This is a genomic window from Streptodolium elevatio (assembly GCF_040649515.1).
Lineage (GTDB): Bacteria > Actinomycetota > Actinomycetes > Streptomycetales > Streptomycetaceae > Yinghuangia > Yinghuangia elevatio.
Window position 1 is genome coordinate 1 of the sequence record NZ_JBEZFP010000167.1, and the last position, 19,236, is coordinate 19,236.

18 protein-coding genes are annotated in these 19,236 nt (G+C 72.1%); 8 read left to right on the top strand and 10 right to left on the bottom strand.

The genetic code is table 11. The features are described 5' to 3' along the window. The first annotated feature begins 380 nt into the window (after positions 1 to 380). Together AB0C36_RS38130 and AB0C36_RS38135 are read left to right on the top strand one after the other, a co-directional pair. Positions 381 to 509: an LPFR motif small protein gene (locus tag AB0C36_RS38130; protein WP_358363318.1), complete on the top strand. Its 129-nt coding sequence runs from the start codon at positions 381 to 383 to the stop codon at positions 507 to 509. A gap of 84 nt (positions 510 to 593) precedes the next feature. Next, positions 594 to 1,031 carry an STAS domain-containing protein gene (locus AB0C36_RS38135; protein WP_358363320.1) on the top strand — a complete coding sequence of 146 codons (438 nt, stop codon included), beginning with the start codon at positions 594 to 596 and terminating at the stop codon, positions 1,029 to 1,031. A 50-nt stretch (positions 1,032 to 1,081) separates the two neighbouring features. Here the strand turns inward: AB0C36_RS38135 and AB0C36_RS38140 are convergent, their stop codons facing one another. Together AB0C36_RS38140 and AB0C36_RS38145 are read right to left on the bottom strand one after the other, a co-directional pair. After that, a complete protein-coding gene (locus AB0C36_RS38140; RefSeq protein WP_358363322.1) occupies positions 1,082 to 1,495 on the bottom strand; it encodes a peptidase inhibitor family I36 protein in 414 nt (137 codons plus the stop codon). A 158-nt stretch (positions 1,496 to 1,653) separates the two neighbouring features. Then, complete coding sequence (locus AB0C36_RS38145; RefSeq protein WP_358363323.1) at positions 1,654 to 2,850, bottom strand: MFS transporter; 1,197 nt, start codon at positions 2,848 to 2,850, stop codon at positions 1,654 to 1,656. A gap of 156 nt (positions 2,851 to 3,006) precedes the next feature. Between AB0C36_RS38145 and AB0C36_RS38150 the strand changes: the two genes are divergently transcribed. Then, positions 3,007 to 3,930 (top strand): LysR family transcriptional regulator, encoded by a 924-nt coding sequence (locus AB0C36_RS38150; protein WP_358363325.1) that lies wholly within the window; start codon positions 3,007 to 3,009, stop codon positions 3,928 to 3,930. A 59-nt stretch (positions 3,931 to 3,989) separates the two neighbouring features. On the opposite strand, the gene AB0C36_RS38155 is transcribed toward AB0C36_RS38150, so the two are convergent. Both AB0C36_RS38155 and AB0C36_RS38160 read right to left on the bottom strand, forming a co-directional pair. After that, positions 3,990 to 4,907, bottom strand: a complete 918-nt coding sequence (locus AB0C36_RS38155) for a glutathione S-transferase C-terminal domain-containing protein (protein WP_358363327.1) — start codon at positions 4,905 to 4,907, stop codon at positions 3,990 to 3,992. Between the two features lie 82 nt (positions 4,908 to 4,989). Beyond that, a complete protein-coding gene (locus AB0C36_RS38160) occupies positions 4,990 to 6,912 on the bottom strand; it encodes an FAD/NAD(P)-binding protein (RefSeq protein WP_358363329.1) in 1,923 nt (640 codons plus the stop codon). A gap of 675 nt (positions 6,913 to 7,587) precedes the next feature. Between AB0C36_RS38160 and ssuE the strand changes: the two genes are divergently transcribed. Beyond that, a complete protein-coding gene (ssuE, locus tag AB0C36_RS38165) occupies positions 7,588 to 8,154 on the top strand; it encodes an NADPH-dependent FMN reductase (RefSeq protein WP_358363330.1) in 567 nt (188 codons plus the stop codon). Between the two features lie 132 nt (positions 8,155 to 8,286). Here the strand turns inward: ssuE and AB0C36_RS38170 are convergent, their stop codons facing one another. The 5 genes from AB0C36_RS38170 to AB0C36_RS38190 form a co-directional block, all read right to left on the bottom strand. Continuing rightward, entirely contained in the window at positions 8,287 to 9,321 is a 1,035-nt protein-coding gene (locus tag AB0C36_RS38170; protein ID WP_358363332.1) for an LLM class flavin-dependent oxidoreductase, read from the bottom strand. Positions 9,322 to 9,421: 100 nt separating this feature from the next. Beyond that, positions 9,422 to 11,059, bottom strand: coding sequence for a dipeptide ABC transporter ATP-binding protein (locus AB0C36_RS38175; protein ID WP_358363334.1), 1,638 nt, complete (start codon positions 11,057 to 11,059; stop codon positions 9,422 to 9,424). Beyond that, positions 11,056 to 12,066, bottom strand: a complete 1,011-nt coding sequence (locus tag AB0C36_RS38180) for an ABC transporter permease (protein WP_358363336.1) — start codon at positions 12,064 to 12,066, stop codon at positions 11,056 to 11,058. Before AB0C36_RS38180 ends, AB0C36_RS38175 begins: the two co-directional genes overlap by 4 nt. An 11-nt stretch (positions 12,067 to 12,077) precedes the next feature. Next, positions 12,078 to 13,022 (bottom strand): ABC transporter permease, encoded by a 945-nt coding sequence (locus AB0C36_RS38185; RefSeq protein ID WP_358363338.1) that lies wholly within the window; start codon positions 13,020 to 13,022, stop codon positions 12,078 to 12,080. Positions 13,023 to 13,029: 7 nt separating this feature from the next. Further along, positions 13,030 to 14,721 (bottom strand): ABC transporter substrate-binding protein, encoded by a 1,692-nt coding sequence (locus AB0C36_RS38190; RefSeq protein ID WP_358363340.1) that lies wholly within the window; start codon positions 14,719 to 14,721, stop codon positions 13,030 to 13,032. A gap of 498 nt (positions 14,722 to 15,219) precedes the next feature. On the opposite strand from AB0C36_RS38190, the gene AB0C36_RS38195 reads away from it, so the two are divergent. From AB0C36_RS38195 to AB0C36_RS38205, 3 genes are all read left to right on the top strand, one after another. Then, on the top strand, positions 15,220 to 15,645 hold the full coding sequence (locus AB0C36_RS38195) for a TIGR03667 family PPOX class F420-dependent oxidoreductase (protein ID WP_358363342.1): 426 nt from the start codon (positions 15,220 to 15,222) through the stop codon (positions 15,643 to 15,645). Positions 15,646 to 15,967: 322 nt separating this feature from the next. Continuing rightward, positions 15,968 to 16,768 carry a FadR/GntR family transcriptional regulator gene (locus tag AB0C36_RS38200; RefSeq protein ID WP_358363343.1) on the top strand — a complete coding sequence of 267 codons (801 nt, stop codon included), beginning with the start codon at positions 15,968 to 15,970 and terminating at the stop codon, positions 16,766 to 16,768. A 196-nt stretch (positions 16,769 to 16,964) separates the two neighbouring features. Further along, a complete protein-coding gene (locus tag AB0C36_RS38205) occupies positions 16,965 to 17,783 on the top strand; it encodes a sugar phosphate isomerase/epimerase family protein (protein WP_358363345.1) in 819 nt (272 codons plus the stop codon). Positions 17,784 to 17,810: 27 nt separating this feature from the next. On the opposite strand, the gene AB0C36_RS38210 is transcribed toward AB0C36_RS38205, so the two are convergent. Further along, the gene (locus AB0C36_RS38210; protein ID WP_358363346.1) at positions 17,811 to 18,560 is read right to left on the bottom strand and encodes a TetR/AcrR family transcriptional regulator; all 750 of its coding nucleotides are present in this window, start codon (positions 18,558 to 18,560) and stop codon (positions 17,811 to 17,813) included. Positions 18,561 to 18,785: 225 nt separating this feature from the next. Between AB0C36_RS38210 and AB0C36_RS38215 the strand changes: the two genes are divergently transcribed. After that, positions 18,786 to 19,236: LLM class flavin-dependent oxidoreductase (locus AB0C36_RS38215; protein ID WP_358363348.1), on the top strand; the 451-nt coding region annotated here is incomplete at its 3' end.

Genomic DNA, 19,236 nt, shown 5'->3' on the forward strand with positions numbered 1-19,236 from the left:
CGGACGCCGTTGTCCGGGGGCGGCCTCGACGCGTGGGCCCGGCACGAAGCGGCGGCCACGCGCGAGCCTGCCCCGGTCAGGAACTTGCGCAACGCCTCGACCGGCGTCTCCCCATGGTCCGGAATCCCGCGGCGGGGCCGGTGCCGCCGCCGGCGACAAGGCCGGTGAGCGGGTCCCCGACACTCTTGGGAGCCGCCGGCGCCGGTCGGCCGCTCCCTCTTCACGTACGGACCGAAGGCGTCCGGAGTTCAATCGCGCGGGACGGTCCTTCCGACTCCGTTTCCTTCGGCGGACCCCGGGCAGCCACTTCATATCCGGGATTTCGAACGCGCGCATCCTGCCGCCGCTTCGTATCGTCCCGGCCCGATCGGAGGGATCACATGTTCAGAGCCATCGGAGACGTTTTCCGGAAGATCGGCGGAGCGATCGCAACCGTGGTCACACTGCCGTTCCGTGCCGTTGCCCGGCTGTTCGGCGGGGCGTCCGATTCGGCGCGCGGCCGCCACTGACCACGGCCGGAACCACGAACGAACCGGCTCGACGCACCAAGACCGACGAAACGGATCAATGAAGCGGATCCAAGAGGAGTATTGATGACCGACCCGAGACGCGTGCGCGAGCCGCGGGCCGTCCCGAGCCGGGTGAGCCTGCTCGCCCCTCGGGGCGAGCTGGACGAGGCCGCGGCGGACGCCTTACGGACGGAAGCCGCCGCGCGGATCGCCGAGGGCCGTCCGGACCTGGTGGTCGACCTGTCCGGCGTCACGTTCTGCGACGCCTGCGGCCTGAGCGCTCTGATCGGCATCCGGCGCGGCGCCTTGGAGGCCGGTGGCTCCCTGCGGCTCGCGGCCGTACCCGAGGACCTGGACCACCTGCTGACCAGGACCGGGCTCCGGGATTTCCTGATCGCGTTCCCGACCGTCGAGGACGCCGTGTCGGCGCCCGACGCGAAGAGCATGACGCTGCCGCTCAAGCATCCCGGCCGGACGCGTCGCGCGGCGCAGGCCGGGGCTTCCCGCGAGCCCAGCCGATAGCCGCGGGTCACCCGGGTTCGTGGCGCACCACCGCCCGGGCCCGGCCGCCGCTATCCGGCGACCCAGACGCTCGCGGGTGAGAAGCCGCCGAGGTCGGCGATCCCCGAGCGTCCGGGCACCTGGTACGGGCCGCCCACACAGTCGTCGTTCATGAACATCGCCGCACTCGAGGTGTGGGTGTTGGCGACCGAACGGACGCGGCCGGCCCAGCCGTGGTCGACAAGACTCACGCAGGTGCCGCCGGGCACCAGCGAACTGACCGTCAGCCGTTGTCCCGTGAAGCCCGTGCCGTCGAACAGGCACAGAGTCCGGGTGAACGAACACGCGGACGGTCCTCCCCCGGACGACACCGACGATGCGGCCGGCACGGCGGCTGACGCGGTCGGCACAGCCGCCGCCGTCGTGGCAATCGCCACGGCGATCCCGGCGGCGGCCCTGGCATGGGTTCCGGTGTAGCGGCGCATATGGCTGCCTTCCCTCCGTTGCGGCGACTGCCTCCGTTGAGTCGACTGCGGTCCCGTCACAGCCTTCGTGTTGCAGCCGTCTCGTTATAACGAGGACACCGGAGAACATCCACCCAGAGGACGTCCAACTCCCTTGCCATAAAAGCCTGTTCTCATGCTCAACTGGTCGGCTCACGGCGCGGGGGCCGCTCCGCACGGGGCCGCGTCGCCGCCAGGACAAGCGCCGCCGCAGACGCCAGCGCGCCCCCGAGGTACATGACCGAAGCGGTACCGAGACCGTCGGCGGCGCGTCCGCCGAGAAATGCCCCCAGCGCTATCGCGGTGTTGAAGACACCGACCAGAAGGGCCGAAGCCGCCTCGCGTGCCCGGGGGACGGCGGCCAGGAGCCAGGTCTGCACGGAAACCGACACCCCGCCGTAGGCAACGCCCCACAGCACCAGCAGCGCCGCCGCGGCCCACACCGAGTCGCCGAGTGCAGGCACGAGGAACACGGTGGCGGCAAGCAGCGCGGACAGGAGCAGCAGCGTGCCGCGCGCCGAGCGGGTCGCGCCGAAGCCCGCCGCGAAGTTGCCCGCCACGCCCGCGATGCCGTACCCCAGGAGCAGCGCCCCGACCAGGGCCGCCCTGATCCCGGAGACGTCCTCCAGGACCGGGCGCACATACGTGTATGCGGCGAAGTGCCCGGTCACCAACAGCGCCACCACCACCAGCGCGACCCGCACGCGGGCGTCCGCAAGGGGTTCGGCGAGACGAGGGCGCGCGGCGTCCGCCGGCAGCGCCGGGAGCGCCGCGGCCAGGGCGACGGCCAAGCCGAGGCCGAGACCGCCGGCCGCCACGAAGGCCGCCCGCCAGCCGAGGATTTCGCCGACATATGCGCCCGCCGGAACGCCGAGCACCGAAGCCACCGCGATACCGCTGAACACCAGCGAGGTCGCCGCGCCGACGGAGGTCGGCGGCACGAGGCGTACCGCGATCCCGGCGGCCAGCGCCCATACGCCGCCCATCCCGATGCCGACCAGCAGGCGCGCGGCGGTCATCACCGCGAAGTTCGGCGCCCATGCGCTGAGCAGGTTGCCCAGGCCGACGAGCGCCATCAGGAGGACGAGGGCCCTCCTCCGGTCGTGCCGGGCGAACACCGGCGCCAGCGCCGGCGCGGCGACGGCCGCCGACAGTCCGGTGACCGTGAGGGCCAGGCCGGCCGTGCCCTCCGAGACGGCCAGTGACTCACCGAGAGGGGTGAGCAGGCCGACGGGCAACATCTCGGACGTGACGACGGTGAAAGTCCCGGCCGCGACGACGGCGACGGCCGGCCAGCCGCCGCGCGCGGAGTGATCGACTTGATCGACAAGAGCCATGCCGCCAGGCAACCGTCCCGGTCCCCGGGGAACAACGGGAGATCTCTCATGCTTTCCATGAGCGTGGCTCATCGATCGCGGCGGGCCGCGCGACGGAACGGGGCGGAGCGACCCGAGGCGGGCGCCAGGGGCGCCGCATCGGGAGAGTGGAGCGGCATGGCGGGCGGGATCGAGATCCGGGAGATCGAGGCCTTTCTCGTCCTCGCCGAGGAACTGCACTTCGGCCGGACCGGAGACCGGCTGTACGTGTCGCAGAGCCGCGTCAGCCAGTTGCTGCGCGCGCTGGAGCACCGGGTCGGCGCACGCCTCGTGGAGCGTACGAGCCGCCGGGTGCGCCTGACCCCGCTGGGTGCGCGCTTCCACGCGTCGCTGACCCCGGCGTACGCGGCGCTGCGTACCGCCGTCGACGACACGCGCGCGGCGGCCGGGGACGTGGCGGGCACACTGCGCCTCGGTTTCCAGGGCAGCGCCAACGACCAGCTCATGGACGCGATCGCCGCATTCGAGAGCCGGCATCCGGGCAGCGCCGCGGAGGTCGGCGAGGTGCCGTTCAACGACCCCTTCGGGCCGCTGCGGCGCGGCGAGGTCGACGCGGCGATCGTCCTGCTTCCGGCCGAGGAGCCGGACGTGGCCGTCGGACCGGTGTTCTCGCGCCGCCGCCAGACGCTCGCGGTGTCGGTGCGGCACCCGTACGCGGACCGCGCCGAGATCACCGCCGAGGATCTCGCGGCCTGCGATCTCATCACCGTCGCCGGTCCGGCCCCGGACTACTGGCGGCGCGCGAACGCCCCCGAACGCACTCCGGAGGGAAGGGCGATCCCGCGCGGTCCCGCGGTGCGCACGCTTCAGGAGGGCCTGGCCGGCGCGGCGGTCGGCCGCGGCGCGATGCTGCTGTGCGAGCCGACCGCCGAGTACCACGCACGGCGCTCGCTGGCCTTCGTGCCGGTGACGGGCCTGCCGATGTCCGCGCTGGCGCTCACCTGGCCGCGGAACGGCTCGGGGCCGTCGGCGCGCGTGGCGGCGTTCGCGCGGGCGCTGGCGGACACGGCCGACCCGGCCGACGACTCCGAGGAGCACTGACCGCGCGGGTCCTCGGCCGCTCTACCGGCCTGTCGGCCGTCCCCGGCCCGGTCCCCCGCTCAGCCCTCCGCCCACTCCTCGTCTCGCCGTACCGCGGCCTCGTGGACCGCCCCCGGCGGCTTCTCTCCCAGGATCCTGTCCCGCTGCGCGCGCAGGACCTCCGGGCGCGTGGTGCCCGCGAACTCCGGCCGCTCGTACAGGCGGCGGGTGTAGGCCCACAGGTTCGGATAGTCGGGCAACCCGCGCCCGTCGCGCTCGATCGCGGCGTGGTAGCCGACCTCGAAGCGGATCAGCTTCACCCACAGCCGGATGTCCGAGAGCGTCAGCGTCTCGCCGTGCACGAACGCCGACTCGGCGAGTTGCGCCTCGTGGGCGTCGAGCGCGTTCACGCCGTCGACCAGGCCACCGGCCTTCACCTCGGCGGTGATCCGGCTGTCGTACGCGTCGATCTCGCCGCGCAAGTGCTCCGGGTAGAGGTCGACCGACGCGTCGCCCCAGGCGTCGAACCGCGTCGCCAGATCCACGGGGATGACCGGGAAGTCGTTGCTCACCACCCGGGTCGTGGCGCGGTCCCAGAGGGTCGGCACCGAGATGTGCCCGTCGTACCCGGGCTCGGTGAGTTCGTACGCGTCCCGCAGCAGCGCGAAGCCGTTGACCGGGTCGGGGCCGAAGCGCTCGCGGAACGCCCAGCCCCGGCCGTCGCGTTCCTCGTCCACGTAGGAGGCGGTGACGACCTCCTCCAGGTCCTTCGCGGCCCGGACGACGGATACGATCTGCGCCCACGGGCAACCGTACGAGACATACAGGTGGTACCGGCCCGGCTCGGCGGGGTACGGCGACGATCCCGGTGCGCCGATGCGGTCCTGGAAGGGATAGAAGGGCCGTTCGACCCCGTCACGCGGGGAAGGGTGCCGGGCCTGGTAGGCGCCGAACACCTCGGTGTCGACAGGGCTTGCGAAGACGGCTGCGGTGGTCATTCTGACTCCTTCGGTCGCGAATCGGTCGTGGTCCGGTCGTGGTCCGGTCGTGAAAAAAGCGCTCGTGATGCGGTCGTGGTGGTCATGCGGTGAGGCGTTCGGTCGGCGCCGCGACGGGGGTGGGGGCCGAGGCCGCCAGACCGCGCAGCACGTCGCGTGCCAGGCTGTCGTTGACGCGGAACGTCGGCGCGTCGAACCGCGGCCGGGCGAATCCGCCCACGGCGACACCGCCCGCGACCCCGTGCCCTGTCGCGAACCGCGCGTTGTGCACTATCCCGTCGGAGTCGACCAGGCGGTGCGTGCCGGCCTCGGTCCGCACCTTGCCGGTGGGCGCCCCGGCGAGCAGTTCCTCGGATACCGCCCCGCGGGCGTACAGCCTGCGCAGCAGCGGGTCCAGGGTGCGCGCCAACGCCGGCTCCGGAAGCCTGGCCTCGACGAGGGCCCGGGCGCGCACCACGCCGGGAACCGCCGGGCTGTGCGCGACGAACGCGCCGTCACGGGCGGCCACCGCCGTGTCCGGGCCGAGGAAGCGGATGACGCCCGCTTCGGCCAAGGCGGCCATCTCCGCGAGGCGCGGCCCGGGCGGACCGCTCGCGATGTAGCTGAAGTAGTTGTGGAATTTCGGAAGTTCGTGCAACTGCGCGCTGTCGGAGATACGGCCTGCGGCCAACAGCCGGGCGATGACGCCGTATGCGGCCAGCAGGGCGTGGATGACCGCCAGATCGGCACTGAACCGGGGGTCCGAGCGCCGGGCCAGATCAGCCGCCATGTGGGTGAGCAAGGCCTCCTGCAGCTCCGTCGCGTCGGCGAACCGCCTTCCTGCCAAAGGGCGGTCGAGGAGTCCGAGGTCGAGGCGGTCGTCCGGGGCCGGCACGGTCGCGTTGACCAACGGCGCATGATCGCCGTCGGCGAGTGCTTCGGCCAGCGGTTCGGCGACGTCGGCCCAATCGGCGGTGGTGCGGTCCCGGTGGGCGGTGAACAGGCGTTGGTAGTAAGCCCACAGCATCTCCCGGTCGAGTGCGGGGCGAATGTCGCGATGCCATTCCAGCGCCCGGGGCCCGGGGCGGTCGTCGAAGGTCTCGACGGCGAGGAACCGGGGCACATGGCGGTCCCCCGTCAGTTCGTACCCGGTCTTGGCGCGATAGGGCACGCCGCGTCGCGAACCGACGTACAGCACCGGTTCGTTGCCCGAGGGATGGTAGGTCGGCACGCCCTCGGCGCCGCGCCCGAACCGTCCACCGCGCCCCGAGCTGACGCGGACCATCAGGTCGACGAAGGCGAGGCCAAGGCCGCGCACGATCACCGGCTCACCTGGGGCCAGGACCCCGAGGTCCTGGTCGGCGGCGTAGCCGCGCGGCAGATAGGTCAGGCCGTTCTCGCGTGCGTAGCCGACGAGTTCCCGCTCCGACGGGTCCGGCTCATGGTCGAGGTGGCCCTGCGCGAGCACGACGGCGTCGGCGACGATCCCGGTGCCCCCGGCGAGTTCGAGTTGCTGGCGGCCGAACGGTCCGTCCGTGAGGTCGACGGCGCGGTCCCGGTGCACGATGATGCGGACGTTCGGCGGCGCGGATGCCGCCGTGGCCCGGAACACCCAGGCGAGGTAGGCGCTCAGCAGCGGTCGGCTCGGAAACGAGACAGGCGTCAGCCGGGACAGTTCGTCCGCGTACGGCGCAAGCGCCGGTTGGGTACGCCCTTCGCGGATCTCGGCAGCCCGGTCGCGCCCCCACTCCCACAGGGAGGGACCAGGCGCTATCGGTCCTTCGCATGTCGCGGCCTCGTCGGTGAACAAAGTGATGTCCGAGGCCAGGGAGTTCGCCCACAGGAGCGGTGACTGCTCGCGCCGCCAGACGCGGCCGGCGCCGGGTGGATGGGGGTCGACGACGTGCAGGTGCAAGGGATGCCGCGGCAACAGCTCGGCGGCGTTGGCGACCAGGCGTTCGATCAGCGAGGTGCCGCCGGGGCCCGCACCGATGACGGCGACGGAGAACGGACGGGGGTGGGCCATCGGGGTCTCCCGGATACGGGCGCGGCGGTCGGCGCGGCGCCGCTCGAATGCGTACTGAGAGTGGGGGGGATTCCGCGCACCGCCGCACGGCCACGACCGCAGGGCTGTGCCGGTCGGGCCGTGGCTCCAAAGGCTGTGCCTGGAAGAACGTGGTACCAGGACGTGCCTACAAGGACGTGCCTACGGCGGCATGACCGTGAGACGCGGGGCAGGCGCCGGTGCGGGAAGCGTCCGGCGGAGCGTCAAGCGGCCTCAGACGCGCGGACAGCAGGTGCCGGCCACTCGGCAGTAGTCGATGTGGCGGCAGGACACCAGGCGCAGGTCCGTACTCACGTAACGGACGCTACGAAACCCGGCGCCGCGCTGTCAACGCCGAGGGGCCCCGGACGGCGTATCGCCCCCAGGCTGCCTGGGTGGCGAACTCGCCTTGTTTCACGGTCGGTTCATGTCGCTGTCACAACTGCGGACGACGATGGGTCAGTCGGGACCATCGAAGGGCGGGAGGCGTGATGACGTACGAACCGTTCCTGTCCGGCCGCCGCTACCTCGACTTCGGGCACGCCGTCAGTGCCGCGTGTCGCCCTCGCTGACGCCGTCTCACACCGCCGGCAGAGCCCTCACCGACGCCCGACGCCACCCGTGCGTCGTCCCGCCCCTTCCGTTCGGAGTCCCGTCATGCCATCCGTCCTCACCTTGTGGGGTTCGCCGTCGCGCGTGTCGCGCACCGGCATCGTCGCCGCACACGTCGCCGACCGCCTTGCCGAAGCCGGCCACCGCGTCGACCGTCTGGCCGTACGCGACCTCCCGCCGCAGGCATTGCTGCACGCCGACTTCGCCGATCCGGCGATCCGCGACGCGCTCGCACTGGTCGACAAGGCCGATGCGGTGGTGGTCGCCAGCCCCGTCTACAAGGCCGCCTACAGCGGCGTGCTCAAGGCTTTCCTCGACGTCCTGCCGCAGTTCGCGCTGCGCGGCAAGGCCGTCCTGCCGGTGCTGACCGGCGGCACCCCCGCGCACGTCCTCGCACTCGACTACGCGCTGCGGCCCGTGCTCACGTCACTGGGCGCGACGCACGTTTCGCAGGGCTGGTTCGTCCACGAGTCGTACGTCCATCCCGGCGACGGGAACGGGGAAGGGGACGGCGGCACCGGCCACCGGCTCGGCCCGGAGGGCCTGGCGCCGCTGTACGAGCTGGTCGACGCCTTCTCCGCGCACGTGGCGGGCCGTGCCTCGACCGGCTGACCGCGCGGGGCCGCCCGGCGGCGGCAACGGCCACCCGTGGTCGACGCCCGTGGGGCCCGGACCGGAGTCGGTCCGGGCCCCACGGGTGTTTCCCTGCCGCCTGCGCGCCTCAGGCGCCGCCACGACGGGGTCTCAGCACCAGACCGCGGAAGGCAGCCGGGCCGCGACGTGCGGCACGACGTCCGAGGCGAACAGCTCCAGGACGCCGCGGCGCTCGTCGGCCGCCAGGCCCTCCACGCCGAGCGCCTGGACCTGGTGGCCGTACGCCTCGTGGTAGCGGCCGATCTTGTCGACGATCTGAGCCGGGCTCCCGACCAGCGCGGGCCCGCGTTCGATCGTGTCCTCCAGCGAGGCGAACGGCGAGTGGTTGTGCTGCGCGGCGGCGGTCCGCGAGAAGGCGTCCCAGTACGGCTGGAAGCGCTGCCTGGCCTCCTGCGAGGTCCGCGCCACGTAGCAGCCGCCCGCCCCCGAGCCGACGACGGCGTCGCGGGGATCGTGGCCGTACGCCTCCCAGCGCTCGCGGTAGTGGTCGATCAGGGCGGCGTACTTCGCCATCGGGTGGAACCCGTTCGCGGTGAACAGCGGGTCGCCCCACTTCGCGGCCAGTTCCGTCGACTCGGTGCTGGTGGCACTGCCGTGCCAGATGTGCGGCCGGGCGCGGAACGGCCGGGGCTGGGTCGTCACTTCGGCCAGCGGCGGCCGGAAGCGACCGGACCAGGTCACGTCCTCCTCGTGCCAGAGGCGGCGCAGCAGCTCGAACTTCTCCTCCTGGTACTCCCATTGCCGCTCCTCCTCCAGACCGAAGAGCGGGAAGTGCCGGGGGTCGTTGCCCTTGCCGACCATGAGTTCGAGGCGGCCTGCGGAGAGCTGGTCGAGGGTCGCGTACTCCTCGGCCACCCGCACGGGGTCGAGGACGCTGATGACCGTGAGGGTGGTCAGGAGCCTGACGCGGGAGGTCCGCTCGGCCACCGCGGCCAGGAGCACGGCCGGCGAGGAGGAGAGGAAGGGCGCGCCGTGGCGTTCCCCCACGCCGTAGGCGTCGAAGCCGAGTTCCTCGGTCAGCACGGCGGCGTCCACGACGTCGCGGAGCCGGTCGTACGGCGAGAGCACTTCTCCGGTGACGGGGTTGGGGAGGTTGGCGACAAGGGTGAAGACCGCGAATTTCATGGTGTCTCCGGTCGGCGCGGGGCGAAAGACGGGGAACGACCGCAGGGCGGACCGCGGTGCGGCGGGTGGCAGGTGGCGGGGATCCGATGCGGACCCTGGCTCAGGTTCGGGGCCGCAGCGCGGTTCGGGCCCCGCCGGGCACCGCGGCGATGAGGTCCCGCGTGTACGCGTGCCGCGGCGAGCGCAGGACCTCGTCCGCGGTCCCGGACTCGACGAGGCGGCCCTGCCGCATCACCCCGACCCGATGCGCCACCCGGCGCACCACAGCCAGGTCGTGCGAGATGAACAGCAGGGCGAGCCCCAGCTCGTGCTGGATGTCGGTGAGCAGTTCGAGCAGTTGCGCCTGCACGGACACGTCGAGCGCGGAGGTCGGTTCGTCGCAGACGAGCAGGTCCGGGCCGGGCGCGAGGGCGCGGGCGATCGCGACGCGTTGACGCATGCCGCCGGACAGTTCGGCCGGGCGGCGGTCGAGGACGTCGGGGGCCAAGGCGACCTGGTCCATGAGCGTGGCGGCGCGGTCCCGGCGGGCCGCGCGGTCGCCGATGCCGAACGCCCGCAGGGGTTCGGTGACGATCTGCGCGACGGTCAGCCGCGGGTCGAGCGATGCGTACGGGTTCTGGTGCACGACCTGCATGCGGCGGCGCAGGCGGCGGAGTTCGGCGCGGCCCGCGCGGCTCCGGGCGAGGCGGGTGACGTCGGCGCCGGCCACCTCGGCCCTGCCCCGGGTCGCGCTCTCCAGCCCGAGGACGAGCCTGGCGGTGGTCGACTTGCCCGATCCCGACTCGCCGACCAGCGCGTACGTCTCGCCCCTGTCGATGTGGAACCCGACGTCGTCGACGGCCCGCAGGGTCGAACCGTCCGGCAGCGGGTAGTCCTTGCCGAGGCCTTGGACGGCGACGATGCGGCGGTCCGCGGCGCCGGATTCGGTCGGCGGCTCGGGGCCGAGGCCGTCGTCGAGGCCCGGGGCCGCGGCGACGAGCGTCTGGGTGTAAGGGTGTTCGGGTCGCCGCAGCACCTGGTCGGCGGGGCCCGACTCGACGACTCGTCCCTGGGACATGACCACGACCCGCTGCGCCCGGTCGGCCGCCAGCCCCAGGTCGTGGGTGATCAGCAGGACGGCGATGCCGTGTTCGCGCGTGAGCGTGCCGAGGTGGTCGAGGATCCCCTTCTGCACGGTCACGTCGAGTGCGCTGGTGGGCTCGTCGGCGACCACCAGCCGGGGGCGGCACGCGAGGGCGATCGCGATGAGCACCCGCTGCCGCATTCCGCCGGACAGTTCATGCGGGTACTGCCGGGCGCGGATGTCCGGAGCGGGCAGGCCCGCTTCGCCGAGGAGGCGTACCGCGTGGGCGCGGGCGGTCCGAGCGTCCGCGGCCTTGTGCACGAGCAGCGCCTCGGCGACCTGGTCCCCGACCCGGCGCACCGGGTTGAGCGACACGGCCGGGTCCTGCGGAACGAACCCGATTCCCGCGCCCCGGACTTCGCGCATGTCTCGCTCGCGGAGCGTCAGGAGGTCACGCCCCTCGAACAGCACCCGTCCGCCGGTGACCCGCCCGGTCCCCGGCAGCAGGCCGAGTACGGCGTGTGCGGTGGTGCTCTTGCCGGACCCGGACTCCCCCACCACTGCCACGACTTCACCCGGACCGACGGTCATGTCCACGCCGTGCACAACGGTTCGCGGCGCGGAGTGACGTCCCTGGTAAGCGACTTCGAGTCCGCTGATCTCCAGCAGCGTCATCGGTCGTCTCCTCGTTCGGTGTCGAGGGCCCGGGAGATGCGGTTGGCGGCGAGTACCGTCGCGGCGATCACCAGGCCGGGGAAGGCGGTGAGCCACCAGGCGGTGGCGACGTAGTTGCGGCCCTCGGAGACCAGGGATCCCCATTCGGGGGTCGGCGGGGTGGCGCCGAAGCCGAGGAAGCTGAGGGACGACACGGCGAGGATGGCGACACCGAATTCGAGGGCGGCCATCACGAGGACGGGCCCCCAGGAGTTGGGCAGGATATGCCGCAGCAGCACGCCCGTGGGGCGCACCCCGCAGGCGTGCGCCGCCTCCACGTAGCCGGCGGACCGTACGCGGAGCACTTCCGCGCGCATCACGCGCGCGAACCCCGCGGCGCTGGCCAGCCCGACCGCGAAGGCGACCTTGGTGGTGCCGAAGCCGAGCGCGGTGATGACGGCGAGCGAGAGCAGGAGCCGCGGGATGGCCTGGAGCACGTCCACGAGACGCATCACGGCGTCGTCGACGACTCCGCCGACGAAGCCGGCGGCGAGGCCGAGGGACGTGCCGAGCACCAGGGCGACGACCACCGCCAGCGCGGTGGCGCGCAGCGACAGGGACGTGCCGTGGACGAGGCGCGTGAACACGTCCCGGCCGAGCTGGTCGGTACCGAACAGGTGTTCCGCGCCCGGGCCTTGCAGTTTGTCGGCGGGTTCGCCGGTCAGCGGGTCGCCGGGGGCGACGATGCCGGGAGCCACCGCGGCGAGCAGCACGAAGGCGACGAACACGAGGGACACCGCGAGCCCGGGCCGGTGCCGCAGGAAGGTCCCGAACCCGCGGGCCCGCCCGCGAAGACGGGCGGACCGCGGCGGTACGACGGCGTCCTTCCCGCGGGCAGGCCACGGCTGATCGGTCGTCGCGGCGGCGGCGGTTCTCTCGGTTCCGGATCGGTCCGCAGGGGTGGCGCCGTGCGCACCGTCACCGTCGGCCGCTTCTGCGGTGCGCGGCGGGTCGAGGGTTTCCGACATGGGTTCCTCCCTCAGACCCGTCGCGCGGGCACGGTGGCGATGCGCGGGTCCAGCAGCGGATACAGCAGGTCGACGAGCAGGCTGACCAGCACGAAGACCAGGGCGGACAACACCACGACGCCCTGCACGACCGGCACGTCCTGGGTGTCGACCGCAAAGGCGGTCACCCGGCCGAGGCCGGCCCGCGAGAACACCGTCTCGACCACCACCGATTCGGTGAGCAGGTTCCCCGCGAGCACGCCGAACACGGTCAGTGCGGGCAGCGCGGCGTTGCGCAGCGCGTGGTGGATGTGGATGCGGGCGCGGCTCGCGCCCTTCGCCCGCGCGGTGTCGATGTAGGGAGACGCGAGTGCGGTGGTCATGCTCTTCGCGAGGATCTGGGCGATGAACGCGGACGCGGGCAGGGCCATGGTGATCGCGGGCAGGATGAGGCTGTCGAACCCTTCGTTGCCCAGCGCGGGCAGCGCCCGCCACTGGAACGACACCACCTGGATGAGCAGCAGCCCCACCCAGAAGACCGGCATCGATATGCCCAACGCCGGCAGGGAGAGCAGGAATTGCCGCAGCCGCCGAGTGCGGGCGTACGTCGCCGCGAGGGCCAGGCCGACGCCGAACACCAGGGTCAGGAGCAGGGCCAAGCCGGTGAGTTCGAGTGTTTCGGGGAGCGCGTCGGCGATCATGCCGCGCACCTCGCCACCGGTCTGGACCGAGTGGCCGAAGTCGCCGGTCACGGCGTTGCGCAGGGCCTTCACGTACTGGAGCAGAACGGGGTCGCCGATGCCGTACTCGTCGCGTACGGCCGCGATTTCCTCGGGTGTCGCGGTCGAGTCGATCCCGCCGAGCTTGATGCCGACCGGGTCGCTGGGGAGTGCGAAGAGCACGAAGTAGGACAGCGTGAACGCTGCCCACAGCACGAACAGCGCCTGGAGGAGCCGGCGGACGAGGTAGCGCGCCATGCGCCCGTCAGCCCTTCAGCCAGGCGTCGTGCAGGCTCAGCCGCGAGGACGCGTCGAGGGTGACTCCCTGCACCTTCGCGGCGAGGCCGTGCACCTGCGCGAGTTCGAACAGCGGTATGACGTAACCGCGTTCGACGATCACCCGCTGTGCCTCGGCGACCTGCCCGTACCGGGGCCCCTGGTCGTTGAGGCGGGACTGCTGGTCCAGAGCGGTGTCGAGAGGGCCGACGGGCAGGTGGCCGCGGTTGGCGCTCTTGGTCGAGAACAGCACGCGGAGCACGTCCGGGTCGGACCGGGTCAGGTTCAGGTAGCTGAAGTCGAAGTCGCCGCCGGCCAGGACGGTGTTGGTCTCCCCCGGGGTCAGCTTGCGAAGGCGCAGGTCGACCCCGACCTTCTTCAGTTGCTGCTGGACGAGTTCGAGGACGGACTGACTGGCATTGAAGGCCGGTGCGAAGACCACGTCGAAGCTGAGTTTGCGGCCGTTCTTGGCGCGGATGCCGTCCGATCCCGGCAGCCACCCGGCGGCGTCCAGGATCCGCTTGGCGCCTTCGGGGTCGTACCCGAGTGCCGCGCCCTGGTCGACGTAGTCCGGCGTGACCGCGGCGAGCGGACTCGTGGCCGGTTTGTACCGCGGGCTCAACACGGTCTGCGTCAACTCGGGGCGGTCGACCGCCTTTTGCACGGCATGTCGCACCGCGTCGTCGTCGAGGCCGGGGCGCACGACGTTGGGGAACAGACCGAAGACGACACCGGGGTTGGGGCGCGTGACGACGGTGTACGCGCCGCCCTCGAAGCGTCCCTCGTCCTGCGGCTGGATGTCGCTGATCGCGTCCACCTGGCCGGACTCCAGCGCGCCGGCGCGTACCCCCGACTCGGGGATGATCTTGTAGACGACCTTGTCGAGGTAGGCCTCCCCTTCCTTGTGCCAGAGCGACGAACCCCAGTTGTACCCGGCACGCCGGGTGATCTCGACGCTCTGGTTCTGTTTGTACGAGCCGAAGACGAACGGCCCGGAGCCCACCAGCGCCCCCTGGCACCGTTCGTCGGCGGACCGGGCGAGCGTCGCCGGTGCCAGCAGACCGAGCGACACGGTCGAGGTGGCCTGGAGGAACTGCGCGCTGGGCGTGCCGAATTCGACCCGCACGGTGGTCGGGTCGACGACGGTGGACCCGGTGTAGCCGGTGAGGTAGACGCCCGCGATCTGGGCCTTGGCGCCGAGGGCCACCACCCCGTCGAGGTTCGCCTTGACCGCGGTCGCGTCGACCGGTGTCCCGTCGCTGAACGTCACGCCGGGCCGCAGGTGGAACGTGAACTGCGTGGCCTCGGGGTTCACCTCCCAGGACTGCGCGAGCCACGGTTTGATCTCGCCGGTCGCCGGGTCCTGGTCGGTCAGCGAGTCGACGAGCTGACGGCCCACGTTGAGGCTCGCGTTGAGGCCGTACTGCTGGGGGTCGAGGCAGGTCGGGTCGACGGCGAGGGCAAGCGTCAGGGTGCCGCCCGCGCGCGGCGGACCCGCGTCCGCGGCGGTCGCCGTGGTCCCGTCCGTCCCCGAGCACGCGGACGCGGTCAGGGCGAGTGCGACCGCGGCGGCGGGAAGAAGGGCAGGGCGGCGGATGCGGCTGCCGGGACGGCGGACGGCGGCACCGGTCCGGCCGGGGATTGCGACGGTGCGGCCGGCGGTGCGGCGCGATGCGGGCACGGGGTTCTCCTGAGGGCGTCAAGGCAGCACGCGACGCCGCCGGGCCGCGCGATCGGGGCGCGCGGCAGGCCGGAATGTGCGGCGGCGTGCTGGAGGCAGGAACAGAGTCGGGTGCCGGGCAGGGCACCGGCGAAACGGCGCGGTGGACGCACGGCGGCGTCCGACCGGGTCGCGGCGTCAGCTGATGCGACAGCCCGCGCTGTGGACGCGCCCGAGGTCGATGTGCCTGCGGCTGCACAGCGGTTGCATGGTGCTCCTTGCCGTTGTGGCCCGCCCTGCCCGGCCGGCTTGGCTCCGGGAGCAGATGCGTACCCGCAGGAGCCTAGAAGTCGCGTGCGCCGCGAACAAGCCTGGTCACCGCGGTAGTTGATGCACCGGTATGAACTCTTTGTGTCGTGCCCCGCGGCGGGCGCCGCGCCCGGGCTTCCGCAGCCCTGGCGCACGGGAGGACGGCATGTACGATCCCGGCAAGATCACCGACGCCGCGGAGAGGGCCCCATGAGAATCACCTCGCACCTCGATGCGCCCGACCGCGAGCGGGTCGAGTCCCGACTCGCCCGGAACCTCATCGCGTGGCTGACGAGCGTCCGGCCGGACGGGCAGCCGGTGAGTGTGCCGGTGTGGTTCCTGTTGCGCGACGACGAGACGATCCTGGTCTACAGCCGTCCGGGCAAGGCGAAGCTCCGCAACCTCGCCGCGAACCCGCGCGTGAGCCTGACGCTGGACGTCACCGACATCGGCCGCAACATCGTGCGCATCGAGGGGACCGCGCGGCACGACGCGGAAGTGCCGGCCGCGCACCTTGTGCCCGCGTACCTGGCCAAGTACATCGAGCGCATGGGGGCGATGTTCGACACCCCCGAGCGGTTCGGCGAGATGTTCTCCGCGCCGCTGGTCATCACCCCCGCGAGAGTGCTGATCTGACCGCCGCGCCGTCCCGCGCCGTACCGGGACGCCCGCCCGCGGGGTCTAGGGGTGTCTTCACATTCGCGTCGTGCGCTATCCCGCCGACCGCGTGCTGATGCGCGAGGCGGACGCGACCGATTGCCGGACCGGGAAGCGGCGCGGGTCCCTGGCGGCGCTCAGATGATCAACGTGGCCTCGGGAAACGGCGTCGTCCACGCGACGCAGTACGGCACCCAGCACATCCACGTCACCGGGCCGCAGTCGCGGCCGGAGGAATCCGGGCACGTGTCAGGCGGGTGACGCAGGGGGCCGCGGCCGGGCGGTGGATAGGATTGCGGACATGTCCTCTCCGTCCGCCACGGTCCGCACCGACGCACGCAGCAGCGACTCGGGCCCGATCCGCTACGCCGCCATCGCCGAGGTCGTCGCGGCGGCGCTGCGCCGGCGGATCCTCGACGGAGAACTCGCCGACGGCGACGTGATCCCCAAGCAGGACGAGCTGATGGCCGAGTTCGACGTCGGCCGCACCACGCTGCGCCAGGCGATCCGGATCCTGGAGACCGAGGGGCTGATCACCGTCCGGCGCGGCAAGGTCGGCGGTTCGGTGGTCCACAGCCCCACGCCGCAGGACGCCGCGCGCATGTTCGGCATGGTGATGCACGCCCGGCACGTGACTCTGGACGACCTGGCGCAGGCGCTGCGCCGCCTCGAACCGGTGTGCGTCGCGCTGTGCACCCAGCGGCCGGACCGGACGACCGCGGTGCTGCCGCGGCTGCGCGAGGTGCACGAACGCATGGCGGCGGCGATCGGAGACCCGCTGGCGTACATCAGGCTGAGCCGCGAGTTCCACGAGGCGATCGTGGCCGGCTGCGGCAACCAGACCATGCAGGTCCTGCTGGGCATGGTCGAGACGCTGTGGGCGCGGCAGGAGCAGACCTGGGCCGAGCAGTCGGCGGCGGACGTGAGCGACGAGATCCGTGCGCTGGGCGTTCGCGAGCACCAGGAGTTGATCGACCTCATCGCGGACGGCGACGACAGCGCCGCCTACCGGTTCGCGGTGCGGCACCTTGAGGGCGCGCACGCGTACCCGCTGCGCGGCCACGGCGCGCGGCCCATCGACTCCGACCCGCCGACCCACTGAGGCGCCTCCACACACCCCCGTCCTCTTATGCCGTCCTGCCACTCCGCCTTTCCTGGCCGCGTTCCTTGCTTCCTGACGCGCTGACCCCCTCTGCGCTCGGCTTCCGGCCGTCGACATGGATGCTTAATCATGGCTATGATAGCCAGGAAGAGTACGCAGGCCTCCGGCTTGCCCGCGCCACCTGCCCGGAGGCCTCATGCGCTTCAGCTTCAACACGTTCAACCACTCGACCTACTACGGCCTCGCGCCGTCGCTGCCCGCGCAGATCCGTGCCGCCGCCGCGGCCGGATACGACTTCATCGGCCTGGACCTCCTCTCGGTCCTGGCGCACGAGCGCGACGGACTGCCGCCGCGGGAACTCGCGAAGCTGCTGGTCGAGCACGAACTGCCGTGCTACGAACTGGTGTCGCTCTCGATCTCCGCGGACCGCGACGCGACGCGGCGCAGCCTGGACCACATCCTGCGTGCCGCCGAGGTCCTGCGTCCCCGCGAGGTGCTGTGCGTCGTGACCGGGGAGCCCAATGCCGCGGTCGTCAGCAACGCCGCCGAGTGCGCGGCCGCGCTCGCCCGCGAATCCGTGGGCCTGTCCCTGGAGTTCCTGCCGACGCGCGACGTCGACTCCATCGAGGTGGCCGACGCCCTGCTCGACCGGGTGGCACACCCGAACCTGCGCCTGGTCGTCGAGAGCTGGCACTTCTTCCGCGGCCCGAGCACCTGGGACGACCTGGCCCGCCTCCCCCTCGACCGCTTCGGGTTCGTGCAGTTCGCCGACGCCCCCGCCCCGGTGTCGGACGACATCCACCACGAGTCCATGCACCGCCGTGTCCTGCCCGGCGAGGGCGTCTTCGAACTCCGGCGGTTCTGCGACGCCGTCACCGGCAAGGGCTACGACCGGGTCGTGAGCATGGAGGTGCTGTCCGAGCAGTGGCGGCAGGCCGACCTGGGCGACTTCGCCCGCGCGACCCTCGACTCCGCCCGCCGGCTGTGGGCGCGGCCGGACCGCGCACCGGCGTGACCCGTGCCACGTGTCCCGGGTACGCCGCTACCAGGCGCCGGCACTCGTGAAGAGCGGTGCGAGCGGCGCCGGCTTGGGCCTGCGCTCGCGGCCCGCGCCACCGGTGGTGGCGTCGGCGACCCCGCCCAGCCCCTCCAACGCCACGATGGTGTTGTCGATGACCAGGCCGTACAACCGCTCCATGGCCTCGGGCAGCCGGTCGATCACCGGCTCGACGCGCGCCCGGTGTTCGGGCGCCGCGTCGCGCAGCGCCTCGCGCATCACGGGTGCCATCTCGTCGGCCGGCGCGCGCTGCGTGGCCAAGATTGCCTGGCCCACGATCGTGGTGCCGACCAGCGAGATGGCCAGGGCCATGTCCTCGTCGTCCAGCCCCAAGGGACTCAGCAGACTGGTCAGCATGATGAACGAGGGCAGCCACGCGGGTTGCCGTGTCGACGCGATGTACGGCAGCAACTGCGGGTAAGGGCGCAGGTGTTCCATGCTCGTCAGCATCCACGCGCGCAACTTGTCCTGCCACGTCGCGCCCTCGGGCGGGTCGAAGTGCATGTCCGTCGCGACCCGGTCCGCCACCGCGTGCAGCAGATCGTCGCGGTCCGGGAAGTACCGGTACAGCGCCATCGGCGCGGACCCGACCGCCTCCGCCACGCGCTTGATGGTGAGCGGCGCGCCGGGGTCCGCATAGACCAGGGCCACCGCGGCCTCGATGATCTGCTCGCGCGAGAAGCGCGCGGGTCTGCCGCGCCCCCGTGTGGCAGTGCCGTCCGCGCCCTCAGTCATGCCAGTCCTTTCGCCGCGCCCCGTACTGCGCCGAGTCTGTGTGGCTCAAGGTTACGCAGTCGGAGCCCGGCCGGGGACGGCACGGCCGCCGCGTTTGGCCCTCGCCTGGATCTTGAATGCGCAGGCAATTCATGTAACGGTTCCACAATTACGTTCGCCGATTTACGCGGCCGAGCCGCGGCACCGTCGGCAGGCACACTTCTGAACGACCGAGGAGGACTCCCGGTGGAGTTCGGCATCTTTCTGAACGGGTTCACCCCGGGACCGGCTGCGCACGACCGCCCGTCCGAGCACCTGTCCCTGATGCGCGAGTTGGACCTCGCGATCAAGGCCGACAAGCACAATTGGAAGTACGTCTGGTTCGGTGAGCACCACGCCCTGACCGAGTACTCCCACATGTCGGCCCCCGAGGTCGCGATGGGCTACGTGGCCGCAAGGACCGAGCGCATCCACCTCGGCACCGGCATCAACAGCCTCTCGCCGCGCAAGGAGCACCCCGTTCGCTTCGCGGAGCGCGCCGCGATGCTGGACCACATCACCGAGGGCCGCTTCGAGTGGGGCACCGGCCGCGGCGCGGGCAGCCACGAGGTCGCCTCGTTCAACATCATGGACACCAACTCGACCAAGGCCGAGTGGGACGAGGTCTCGCGCGAGATCGTGCGCATGTGGGAGCAGT

Excerpts from the sequence above, each read along its gene's own strand:
- AB0C36_RS38175 (WP_358363334.1), bottom strand. The coding sequence starts at position 11,059 with ATGACGCTGCTGGAGATCAGCGGACTCGAAGTCGCTTACCAGGGACGT.
- AB0C36_RS38160 (WP_358363329.1), bottom strand. The coding sequence starts at position 6,912 with ATGGCCCACCCCCGTCCGTTCTCCGTCGCCGTCATCGGTGCGGGCCCC.
- AB0C36_RS38135 (WP_358363320.1), top strand. The coding sequence starts at position 594 with ATGACCGACCCGAGACGCGTGCGCGAGCCGCGGGCCGTCCCGAGCCGG.
- AB0C36_RS38145 (WP_358363323.1), bottom strand. The coding sequence starts at position 2,850 with ATGGCTCTTGTCGATCAAGTCGATCACTCCGCGCGCGGCGGCTGGCCG.
- AB0C36_RS38150 (WP_358363325.1), top strand. The coding sequence starts at position 3,007 with ATGGCGGGCGGGATCGAGATCCGGGAGATCGAGGCCTTTCTCGTCCTC.
- AB0C36_RS38180 (WP_358363336.1), bottom strand. The coding sequence starts at position 12,066 with ATGTCGGAAACCCTCGACCCGCCGCGCACCGCAGAAGCGGCCGACGGT.
- AB0C36_RS38185 (WP_358363338.1), bottom strand. The coding sequence starts at position 13,022 with ATGGCGCGCTACCTCGTCCGCCGGCTCCTCCAGGCGCTGTTCGTGCTG.
- AB0C36_RS38195 (WP_358363342.1), top strand. The coding sequence starts at position 15,220 with ATGAGAATCACCTCGCACCTCGATGCGCCCGACCGCGAGCGGGTCGAG.
- ssuE (WP_358363330.1), top strand. The coding sequence starts at position 7,588 with ATGCCATCCGTCCTCACCTTGTGGGGTTCGCCGTCGCGCGTGTCGCGC.
- AB0C36_RS38140 (WP_358363322.1), bottom strand. The coding sequence starts at position 1,495 with ATGCGCCGCTACACCGGAACCCATGCCAGGGCCGCCGCCGGGATCGCC.
- AB0C36_RS38210 (WP_358363346.1), bottom strand. The coding sequence starts at position 18,560 with ATGACTGAGGGCGCGGACGGCACTGCCACACGGGGGCGCGGCAGACCC.
- AB0C36_RS38170 (WP_358363332.1), bottom strand. The coding sequence starts at position 9,321 with ATGAAATTCGCGGTCTTCACCCTTGTCGCCAACCTCCCCAACCCCGTC.
- AB0C36_RS38130 (WP_358363318.1), top strand. The coding sequence starts at position 381 with ATGTTCAGAGCCATCGGAGACGTTTTCCGGAAGATCGGCGGAGCGATC.
- AB0C36_RS38155 (WP_358363327.1), bottom strand. The coding sequence starts at position 4,907 with ATGACCACCGCAGCCGTCTTCGCAAGCCCTGTCGACACCGAGGTGTTC.
- AB0C36_RS38200 (WP_358363343.1), top strand. The coding sequence starts at position 15,968 with ATGTCCTCTCCGTCCGCCACGGTCCGCACCGACGCACGCAGCAGCGAC.
- AB0C36_RS38205 (WP_358363345.1), top strand. The coding sequence starts at position 16,965 with ATGCGCTTCAGCTTCAACACGTTCAACCACTCGACCTACTACGGCCTC.